This is a genomic window from Curtanaerobium respiraculi, assembly GCF_024609215.1.
Lineage (GTDB): Bacteria > Actinomycetota > Coriobacteriia > Coriobacteriales > Eggerthellaceae > Curtanaerobium > Curtanaerobium respiraculi.
Genome location: NZ_JANIPD030000023.1, coordinates 259443 through 268961, shown reverse-complemented (window position 1 = coordinate 268961; position 9519 = coordinate 259443). Strand labels below are relative to the sequence as shown.

Sequence of the window (9519 nt, the reverse complement as noted above, 5' to 3'; positions counted from 1 at the left end):
CGGATGCGGGATGCGATGATATTCCCACTGCATCCACATGGCGCGGAAAGACCCTGCGGCTTCTGCTGCAGGGTCTTTGCTAAGCGATGCCGGCTTGCATGTCACTCGCTTAAGTTAATGACATTGGGGGAATGCCTGGGGACCTCTCCGGAATTCTGGATGAACCTCCAAGAGACGGTCGACCTATATCAAGCGCGCCAGCGCTTTGAGAGGAAAGCGGTTCGCCTGCGCCCCTCGGTTGCCGCTCTGTAACGTATTTCTCGATACGACTCCTCCTCCACGCGCAGCGGTCCGATTTCGCCAGATCCGATGAGATCCCATACGTTGGTATGCATCGAAGCCGATTGCATCCGTTGGGATAATCGTCGACGATATTTGCGTGACCGAGCGTAATAAATTTCCATCAATCAATCATTCCGTTTCATGCGCATTGTGTTGTCGCGCGGGGCGGAAATGGGGTAATCCACTATACTTTGGGGATTGAACGCATGAACGGGAGGTGAGGTTTTTGCTCGACGAAGAGGACGATGTGGTCATCCAAGCCGGGGCCGTTCCCGCATCTGAGCCTGTCGACGCATCGGGTGTGCCGCCGGCGAAGAATCCCCCGCGCGAGCCGAAATCCGCATGTGAAGGGGAGGGGGAGGCCGCTTCCGAATCCAAGAGCGCAGCGCCCCCGCGCTTCCCCGACGTATCGGAGGAGACCGCGGCCTTGCTTGAAGATGCCGACGACGAGGCGCGGGCCGAGTTCGCTCTGCATATGAAGCAGAAACGCGCGCGCGAGGCCGAGCAGCTGCTCACAACCGAAGAGGACCTCCACAAGAAGGCCCCCTTCCACACCATGCGCGTTTGGATACTCGTCATCGCGGCGCTCGTCGCCATCGCGTTCATCGTGTATTGGAACGTTTCGATCGGATCTTGATTCCCGAAGAAATGAGGCTACAAGATGTTTAAACGGAACAAGAAACGCCAAGAGGAAAAAGAGAGGGCGGTCGCCGAGGAGCGGGAGGGCCTTGCGCAGGTTGAGGACGATGTCGAGGCGTCCGAACTCCTGTTCGGCGGCGCTGCGGTCGATAACCATGCACACGATGGCGAGCCGGACGCGACCGGGGTGTTCGAAGGGGTTCCGGATTCGCTTTCGGAAGAGCCGGACGGCCAAGGTCGGGAACCTGCCGCGAAGGATGCGGATGCCGAGACGGCGCGCGCCGAGGCGCCTGACGCATCCAACGGACAGCCCATTGACGAGGCGGCGGAGGATGCGCGATCGGCAGATGACGTGCAACCTGGCGAATCCTCTGAAAAGAGGGATGAGCATGATCGAATAGCGGACGAGGGCGCCGACGCGACGATTGCGGAGCGATCCGAAGGGTCTGCCGAAATCCCTGAAGCCGACGAGGTGGGAGGCACCTCGCGGGGCAATTACGATTTTGCAGCCGATGAGGGGAATTTCCCCGCACCGCGCGCATTCGACGTCGCGGCGGATGCGGTGCCCGTCCGCGAGGATGATCGCGAGGGCGTCGATGCGCTCCCCACCGACGGGGATGAGGCGTTCGAGCCCGAGGGCGAGGAGTTCGTCGTCGATTCCGATTCCTTCGTCGACGACAACCAGACCGACTATTACGAATACGGCGACAAGATGCACGGCGTCCGCACCGACATCATCGCCGACGCAAGCCCGTCCGCGTCGACGGGCGGGCGGGGCGCCAAGCATCGCAAGCTCACGAGGAAAGAGCAGAAGCTGCAGCGCGAGGCGGAAATGCCCGAGCATCAGCGGCGCAGCCGCAAGACGAGACGCGTCCTCATTATCGTCGTCCTTCTGCTGATCGTGCTGCTGGGCATGCTCGCGTACTGGGGTTACCAGCTGTTCAAGACGAGCCAGGACATAGCCGTGCAGCAGATCAACCGAACCCAGGTGGAGACGAGCGCCGTCACGAGCGGGGCGAATCCGACCGAGGGAGCCAATTCCCAGAATCAGAAGGTAACGGAAGTTCCCGTGCTCACGTCGCTTTTGGGCAAGACGCAGGACCAGGCGGTCACCGAAATCGGCCACGGCGCCGTTGCGACGGCGGTCCCCGTGACCGATGGCACCGGGGCGCAGACGGGGGCCAACGTGACCGTCATGCTCACCGACGAGCCCTCCGACAACAAGTCGCACACCACCCCGACGGTATACCTGGTGCTGGATGCGGGCGGTCTGGTCACGCAGGCGGGATATTCCGCTGCCACCGCCAGCTTGGGCTACGGAAGCCTATCGTTCGAGGATGCCGTGAAGAACGAGCACGTGGTCGAAAAGACGCTGAACGAGGCGGGCTTGGCCGTGGACAACGGAACGGTTTCCCTGCCCGACAAGTCAACGTACACCACCTACGCGACCGACGGGAAGACGCGCGTTTCCGAGAAGTGCTCCTTCGATGGGGCGAGCACGGCGAGTTCCGTCGCGTACAAGTGGTCGGCGGTGCTCTCGTACGACTACACGGCGGCGAACGCCAGCGGCAACCTTGCCGATACCGTGCGGCAGATCACCATCTACGTCAGCCGCGCGTAAGGGCGAGGGAAGGCATCACCCGGTTTGAATTTTCTGATCCATTCCGCCATCGCTCTCGCTGTGGCATTCGCGGTCACCTACATCATGGTGCCCGTCTCAAAGCGCATCGCCATGCGCTTGGGCGCCATCGACTACCCGGGCAACCGCCGCGTCAACCGCACGCCGATCCCGCGGTGCGGCGGCATCGCCATATTCGTCGGGTTCATGGCGACGTTCCTGCTGGTGTCGCTGCTGGCGCGCACGTATGGCAACTGCATCCTTGATTTCGTGATGGAGCGCGACGTCAACGGCTTCCTGCTGGTCGGCGGCATCGCGCTCATGTTCGTCGTGGGATTGGTTGACGACGTGCGCCAGCTGGGCCCCAAGGTGAAATTCCTATGGCAGATCGCATCCTGCGCGATCGTGTTCGCCTCGGGGATATCGTTCGACGTGGTTGCCAACCCCTTCGACGGCAGCCTGATTCCCCTCGGCGTCTTGGACGGGCCCCTCACGGTGCTGTACCTGCTCGTGTTCGTGAACGTGACGAATCTGATCGACGGGCTCGACGGCCTTGCCGCCGGGCTGGTTGCAATCGTTGCGGCATGCCTGCTCGCCCTGGTCATTCCCAGTGGCAGTTTCACGGTGAGCGCGATGTGCTTAGGACTCATCGGGGCGTGCCTTGCGTTCCTGCGCTACAACTTCTATCCCGCGACGGTGTTCATGGGGGATTCCGGATCGCTGTTCCTGGGCTTGATCGTGGGCATCATCTCCATTATGGGCGTGGCGCGCACGGCGAGCCTCGTGCTCATGCTGGTGCCGCTGGTCATCGCGGGGGTTCCCGTGATCGACACCGCCTCGGCCGTGGTGCGGCGCATACTCGCCCACAAGCACATCGACGAGGCGGATATGGGGCATGTGCATCATCGTCTGCTGAACCTGGGGTACAGCCAGCGCAAGGCGGTCCTCATACTGTACACGTGCTCGGCCGCCTTGGGCGTCGCGGGCGTCTCCGTCGGGTATATCGACGGACCGGGGCGCTTCGCGGTGCTCGGGGCGATGGCAGCCATCGTCGCCATAGCGATTTGGAAGCTGGGCCTGTTCCGGCCCGTCCTCCAGCATTATTACGACAACCGGGGGCAGACGGGGCCGCGCATCCCCAAGGGGTACGAGCCGGGAAGCCAGATTCCGAAGACCTCTCCGCGCGCGGATCCTCCCACGGGCGAGTCTGACGGGGAGCCCGCCGATTCCCCGGAACCGGGGTCGCCCCCCGAGATGCTGTCTAGAAACTCTCTTTGAGGCTACTTATCATACGGTATATAGTGTTTAGAAACATATAGAATCTATATATTGTATATTTGATTAGATTGAGATGAGTTTCCAGGCAGCCCGCCGAGGGGGGAGCGCCCGCTAGCTAGAGAGGGGAAGGCCCGCCGGCATTCCGTGCGATGCCGTATCGTTTCGTGCATCGCAAGCGATTTCGCAATCTGGATCCGGCTGTCGGAGGACCCCGACCTCGGAGACGCCCGCCGTTTTTGTGTTGAAATTCTGCCCGGCAGCGCGATATCGCCGCCGGCCGGCTCTTCGCCTTCAAACCATGCTACTATGGCGAAGCTGTTTTCAAGCGGGGCGCATGCCCCCACCTGGTTCGGCGCCTCGGCTGCTGATGGGTTCTGCGAATATCGCTCCGGCGACTGTACGTGCAACCCGTGGCCTGCGCTGCGGGTTTTTCAATGGACAGCGCCGAGAACCCGAAGAAGGGGGTGTTTGCGATAGCAGCACAAGAGCCACGGCTCAACGAGACGATTACCGCACGAGAGGTGCGTTTGATCGGCTACGATGGCGAGCAGATGGGCATTTGCGCCGTCGAGGAGGCACAACGTGTCGCCGACAACGCAGGTCTCGATCTGGTCGAAATCGCCCCGAACGCCAAGCCTCCGGTATGTCGCGTGATGGATTACGGCAAGTTCAAGTACGAGCAAGCCATCAAAGCCAAGCAAGCTCGCAAGAACCAAAGCAAGATCGAGACCAAGGAGATGAAGTTCCGCCCGAAGATCGATGTGGGGGACTACACGACCAAGAAGAAGCACGTGATCCGCTTCCTCGAATCCGGCAACAAGGTCAAGATCACCATCATGTTCCGCGGTCGCGAGATGGCTCATCCCGAGCAGGGCCTGAGCATTCTCGAGCGTTTGGCGGAAGACTTGAAGGACATGGCGGTTGTCGAAAGCCAGCCCAAGATGGAAGGCCGCAACATGCACATGGTCATCGCGCCGCTGCCCGGCACGGCCAAGAAAAAGGAAAAGGCCACCAAGCAGCGTGGCAAGAACCGCACCGATGAAAAGGGAAAGGAAGACGAGCAGAATGCCTAAGATGAAGACACACCGCGGCACCGCCAAGCGTTTCCGCGTTACCGGCTCCGGCAAGATCATGCGGGCCAAGGCTTTCAAGAGCCACATCCTCACGAAGAAGAGCCAGAAGCGCAAGCGCAATTTCCGTCACGAAACCGAGGTGGCGAAGGCCGATCAGAAGGTCCTCGCCCGCAATCTCGGCCGTCGTTAGAAGATAGGGGAGGATCACTATGCCTCGTGTAAAGCGCGCAGTCAATGCGCATAAGAAGCGCCGTAAGGTCTTGGATCGCGCATCCGGTTACTACGGTGCGAAGAGCCGCTCCTATCGTGCGGCAAAAGAGCAGGTCCAGCATTCGCTGCAGTACCAGTATCGCGATCGCCGCAACAAGAAGCGCGAGATCCGCAAGCTCTGGATCACCCGCATCAACGCCGCCGCCCGCATCAACGGCATGAGCTATTCGGTGTTCATGAACGGGCTGCGCAAGGCCGGCGTCGAGTTGGACCGCAAGGTCCTGGCCGATATGGCCGTCAACGATTCCCAGGCTTTCGCCGGTTTGGTGGACGTGGCGAAGAAGGCGCTTGCCTAGTTTTCCCGCCGCGAGATGGATTCGATGATCGGGTTGGAAGCGTGCGTTTCCAACCCGATCCACGTTGCGTGGAATAGCTTGGGGACACGATGGGGCCGGACGTCTCGCGCTCGCAAGCGTCGGACCATGATTCCCCGCGGTCGCGTCGGATGATCCCGGCGAAGCGCGGCGCATTAAGGCCCGTTGGAGTGTCCCGGAAAGGTGAGAGGCGGCTAATCCTCGTCTTCGAAGGCGTTCGCTTCGAGCGAGGCGGCGCATTCGGCCACGAAGTTCGAGGCGGCTTGGAACGCCCCGCCTTGCACGTCCTGCACAACCTGGATGTGCTGGGTTTCGAAGGCATCGCGGGCGTTCGGGGAGATGGATCCGGCGATGAGCGCGTCAACCCCCACGGTCCTCATGAACTTGGCATATTGCTCAGGGGTGAGTCCTTGGGCAGGTATGTTCTGCGTTTCTGCAATCTCATAGCTGCGGGTCGTGTAGTAATTGAAGTTCTGGCATCGTGCGAACGATTGCGCGACGTTCAAGCCGTCGCTAGCAACTGCGATTCTCATTCAGGCTCCTCTTCCCTCGTGCGATACGATACCCATTTACCGGCATGGGGAAAAGCGGAAATCTGCTTTTTAGGGTTTATCCGCCCTTTTTGGTCCCTATTTCGACGATTGATGCCGTTCGTCGATAAAATCCTACCGTTGATTGGCGCGATGAAAAACGTTCGAGGCGCCTATTTTGTCCCCATTGCGTGTGGCCGCAGACTGCGGGGACGCGCGCATGGTATCTTGTGACCTCGCCATATGACGAATTATCCTGAAAAAGAAAGAAGCATCTTCTCCTCATGACATCATTTTCCGACCTCGGGTTGTCCGCACGCGCCCTTGCTGCGGTCGAGACTTTGGGCTACGCCGATCCCACGCCTGTCCAAGAGCAGGCAATCCCCTCCGTCCTCAAGGGCCGCGACGTCATCGCCGCCGCAAAAACCGGCACGGGCAAGACCGCCGCATTCTGCCTGCCCTCCATGGACCGCCTCGACCGCGCTCGCCGCGGCCAGGGCCCGCTGATGCTGGTGGTGACGCCCACGCGCGAGCTCGCGATGCAGATAGAAGACGTCGCGAAGACCGTGGCGAAGAGCACGCATCACAAGGTCGCGTGCCTCGTCGGCGGCGTGTCGTATAACCCGCAGATCGAGACGCTGAAGCGCGGGTGCGATGTGCTGATCGCCACCCCCGGCCGGCTGATCGACTTGATGAACCAGGGTGCGGCCCATCTGAACCAGGTGGACATCCTCGTGCTCGACGAGGCGGATCGCATGCTCGACATGGGCTTTCTGCCCGACATGAAGCGCATCGTTGCAGCGTGCCCCGACGACAGGCAGACGCTGCTCTTCAGCGCGACCATCGACGCGGCGATCGAGGGGAACATGGCGCATCTGCTGGCCGACCCGGTGTTCGTCGAGATCGCTCACAAGGGCGAGGTCGCGGACACCATCGACCAGTACATCGTGCGCGTCGACCAGCGCTCGAAGAACGACCTGCTGGTCGCGCTGCTCAACGAGCGCGGGGGCACGCGCATCATCGTGTTCGCGCGCACCCGCCATCGCGTGGACAGTACGGTGCGCAAGCTGCGCCGCGCCGGTTTCAAGGCGGAGCCCATCCATTCGGATCGCAGCCAGAACCAGCGCAAACGTGCGCTCGATTCCTTCGCGGAGGGGAAGTGCGACATCCTCGTCGCCACCGACGTGCTGGCGCGCGGCATCGATGTGTCGGACGTGAACTACGTGGTCAACCTTGATATGCCCACCCAGGCCGAGGATTACGTCCATCGCGTGGGGCGCACCGGGCGCGCCGGCGAAGAGGGCTTCGCCGTCTCATTCGTGACGCCCGAGACCGAAGGCGAGCTACGCGATGTGCAGAAGCTGATCGGTCGCGAGATTCCCACCTTGGAGGTGAAGGGTTTCGACCCCGCCGCCAGCGAGGAGGTCATCGCGGCGCGCGCAACGCGGAATGCCGCGCGCAGGGATCCCGAACTCTCCCAGGCGGCGAAGGAGCAGAAGGCGCGTGAACGCAAGAAGAAGCGCTCGTCTGCCTCCGAGATTTTGACCCTGGGGGAAGCTCAGAGGCAAGCATCGAAGAAGCAGCCGGTGAAGACCCGCGGCACCGCCAAGGGCGAGGACAAGAAGAACCAGAAGCGCGCCCAGGCTTCACGTGTGAATCGAAAACACGCCGCTTCCGCCTCGAATTCGCAGGAGGGCGGAGCCCGTCGGGCGAGACCGGCCGGGCATGGCATCCAGGATGCGTCGCCCGGCAAGGACTTCCGGCCCGGTCGCAGCCAGCGCGCGCGTCGCACGCAGCAGCATTCCCGAGACGCCGGTCGCGGCTAAGGCCGACCTTCCCCGGCGCCACCCTCGAAAGGGGCGTTCAGGCGATATCGCAAATCCTCTTTTCCCCGGTGCCGGAATCGTCCAGCGGCTGTTCAGCTGACTTCGCAAATTGACTTCCCCCGGTGCCGCAACGCGGCGCAACGCGCGAACGTGGGTGTTTGATGAAAGGAAGCTGGGGGCTTGCACGGCAATGCCATGTTTGGCATACTGAGCAAGCTGTTTCGAGGAACCGCACTTTGTCCCTATAGTCTAGAGGTTAGGACGAGGCCCTTTCAAGGCTTAGACCCGAGTTCGATTCTCGGTAGGGGCACCAGATGATGAAAACGGATCTGCCGTCTCGGCAGGTCCGTTTTGCGTGCGGTTCGCCTTGCCATCGCCTTGCCATCACCTTGCCGGAGCGCTTTGCCCCTTGTTCGTTATGCCGCTATCGACGAAGAGCGCGGCTTGGATTGGGGCGAATGCCATGTTTGCCGATTCCGGATCGTCCCCTATGCGGGCAAGGGAGGGGATGGGGCAGGAGCAACGAGCCAGGTGCCTCCGCTTTGCCGCGCGGAGAGTTTTTCGGGAGAAACATGCGGTTGAGCCGCGCCCCTCTATAATCGATGCGAACCTTGGGTTGGGCGCATCCGCGCGAAGCGGAGCCGCGCGCATCCATGCGAAGGAGGGGTATGCCAGCGACAAACGGGAACCCGCCCACGCTGTACGTGGTCGTTCCCTGCTACAACGAGGAGGCGGTGCTGCCGATCACGAGCGGGCTGCTCAAAGCCCGCCTCGAGGGCATGCTGCAATCGGGGAAGATCGGCCCTTCCAGCCGCATCCTGTTCGTGAACGACGGCAGCGATGATGCTACCTGGGATATCATCGAACGGCTCGCCGCCGGCGACCCGGTTTTCGAGGGCATCGGCCTGTCCCGCAACAGGGGCCACCAGAACGCCCTGCTTGCGGGGCTCATGGAATGCCGCGACCGCTGCGACATCACCATCTCCATCGATGCAGACGGGCAGGATGACCCCGCGGCGATGGAGGACATGGTCGATGCGTACGCGCGTGGCTGCGACGTGGTGTACGGCGTCCGCAACGACCGCTCCAGCGACAGCACCTTCAAACGGGATAGCGCGCACGGGTTCTACCGCCTGATGAGCCTCATGGGCGTGGAGACGGTCTATGACCACGCCGACTATCGCCTGCTCTCCGAGTGCGTGGTGCGCGAGCTCGCCAACTTCGGCGAGGTCAACCTGTTCCTCCGCGGCATGGTGCCGCTCGTCGGCTTCGCCTCGACCAGCGTGTATTACGAGCGGCGCGAGCGCGCGGCCGGGTCGAGCCATTATCCGCTCTCGAAGATGCTCGCGCTGGCGATCGACGGCATCACCAGCCTGTCCATCACGCCGATCCGGATCGTGGCGGCGTTCGGCTTCCTCGCCAGCGCCGTCGGGCTTGCGGGCATCATTTGGGCAATCGCTGCCAGCATCATGGGCATCACGGTGTCCGGCTGGGCATCCACCATCGTGGTCATCAGCTTCTTCGGCGGCATACAGACGCTCTCGCTGGGCGTGGTGGGGGAGTACGTGGGGAAGACCTACCTCGAAGCGAAGCACCGCCCGCGCTTCATCGTCGCCAAGCGTACGGGCGAGCGCGGCCGTGCGCACGAGGCCGAATCTCCCCAAAAGACGGAAGACCTGCGATAATGCT

Annotated in this window: 9 protein-coding genes and 1 tRNA gene; 9 read left to right on the top strand and 1 reads right to left on the bottom strand. The window is 62.1% G+C overall.

Annotation, left to right across the window (positions count from 1 at the left end; genetic code table 11):
• Positions 1-508: 508 nt before the first annotated feature.
• From NOV21_RS07730 to rplT, 6 genes are all read left to right on the top strand, one after another.
• A complete protein-coding gene (locus tag NOV21_RS07730; RefSeq protein WP_283170255.1) occupies positions 509-919 on the top strand; it encodes a dihydrolipoyllysine-residue succinyltransferase component of 2-oxoglutarate dehydrogenase complex in 411 nt (136 codons plus the stop codon).
• A 24-nt stretch (positions 920-943) separates the two neighbouring features.
• Positions 944-2542 carry a prolipoprotein diacylglyceryl transferase gene (locus tag NOV21_RS07725; RefSeq protein ID WP_283170256.1) on the top strand — a complete coding sequence of 533 codons (1599 nt, stop codon included), beginning with the start codon at positions 944-946 and terminating at the stop codon, positions 2540-2542.
• Between the two features lie 24 nt (positions 2543-2566).
• The gene (locus NOV21_RS07720; protein ID WP_283170257.1) at positions 2567-3817 is read left to right on the top strand and encodes a glycosyltransferase family 4 protein; all 1251 of its coding nucleotides are present in this window, start codon (positions 2567-2569) and stop codon (positions 3815-3817) included.
• Between the two features lie 434 nt (positions 3818-4251).
• Positions 4252-4890: a translation initiation factor IF-3 gene (infC, locus tag NOV21_RS07715; RefSeq protein ID WP_283170258.1), complete on the top strand. Its 639-nt coding sequence runs from the start codon at positions 4252-4254 to the stop codon at positions 4888-4890.
• On the top strand, positions 4883-5080 hold the full coding sequence (rpmI, locus tag NOV21_RS07710; protein ID WP_283170259.1) for a 50S ribosomal protein L35: 198 nt from the start codon (positions 4883-4885) through the stop codon (positions 5078-5080). Before infC ends, rpmI begins: the two co-directional genes overlap by 8 nt.
• A 19-nt stretch (positions 5081-5099) precedes the next feature.
• On the top strand, positions 5100-5456 hold the full coding sequence (gene rplT / locus NOV21_RS07705; protein ID WP_283170260.1) for a 50S ribosomal protein L20: 357 nt from the start codon (positions 5100-5102) through the stop codon (positions 5454-5456).
• Positions 5457-5668: 212 nt separating this feature from the next.
• Here the strand turns inward: rplT and NOV21_RS07700 are convergent, their stop codons facing one another.
• The gene (locus NOV21_RS07700; RefSeq protein ID WP_283170261.1) at positions 5669-6007 is read right to left on the bottom strand and encodes a NifB/NifX family molybdenum-iron cluster-binding protein; all 339 of its coding nucleotides are present in this window, start codon (positions 6005-6007) and stop codon (positions 5669-5671) included.
• A 281-nt stretch (positions 6008-6288) separates the two neighbouring features.
• On the opposite strand from NOV21_RS07700, the gene NOV21_RS07695 reads away from it, so the two are divergent.
• The 3 genes from NOV21_RS07695 to NOV21_RS07685 all read left to right on the top strand — a co-directional run bounded on the left by NOV21_RS07695 (position 6289) and on the right by NOV21_RS07685 (position 9515).
• On the top strand, positions 6289-7830 hold the full coding sequence (locus NOV21_RS07695; RefSeq protein ID WP_283170262.1) for a DEAD/DEAH box helicase: 1542 nt from the start codon (positions 6289-6291) through the stop codon (positions 7828-7830).
• A 238-nt stretch (positions 7831-8068) separates the two neighbouring features.
• Positions 8069-8143, top strand: a tRNA-Glu gene (locus NOV21_RS07690).
• A gap of 355 nt (positions 8144-8498) precedes the next feature.
• On the top strand, positions 8499-9515 hold the full coding sequence (locus NOV21_RS07685) for a glycosyltransferase family 2 protein (protein WP_283170263.1): 1017 nt from the start codon (positions 8499-8501) through the stop codon (positions 9513-9515).
• Positions 9516-9519: the final 4 nt, after the last annotated feature.

Excerpts from the sequence above, each read along its gene's own strand:
- NOV21_RS07725 (WP_283170256.1), top strand. The coding sequence starts at position 944 with ATGTTTAAACGGAACAAGAAACGCCAAGAGGAAAAAGAGAGGGCGGTC.
- infC (WP_283170258.1), top strand. The coding sequence starts at position 4,252 with ATGGACAGCGCCGAGAACCCGAAGAAGGGGGTGTTTGCGATAGCAGCA.
- rpmI (WP_283170259.1), top strand. The coding sequence starts at position 4,883 with ATGCCTAAGATGAAGACACACCGCGGCACCGCCAAGCGTTTCCGCGTT.
- rplT (WP_283170260.1), top strand. The coding sequence starts at position 5,100 with ATGCCTCGTGTAAAGCGCGCAGTCAATGCGCATAAGAAGCGCCGTAAG.
- NOV21_RS07700 (WP_283170261.1), bottom strand. The coding sequence starts at position 6,007 with ATGAGAATCGCAGTTGCTAGCGACGGCTTGAACGTCGCGCAATCGTTC.
- NOV21_RS07695 (WP_283170262.1), top strand. The coding sequence starts at position 6,289 with ATGACATCATTTTCCGACCTCGGGTTGTCCGCACGCGCCCTTGCTGCG.
- NOV21_RS07685 (WP_283170263.1), top strand. The coding sequence starts at position 8,499 with ATGCCAGCGACAAACGGGAACCCGCCCACGCTGTACGTGGTCGTTCCC.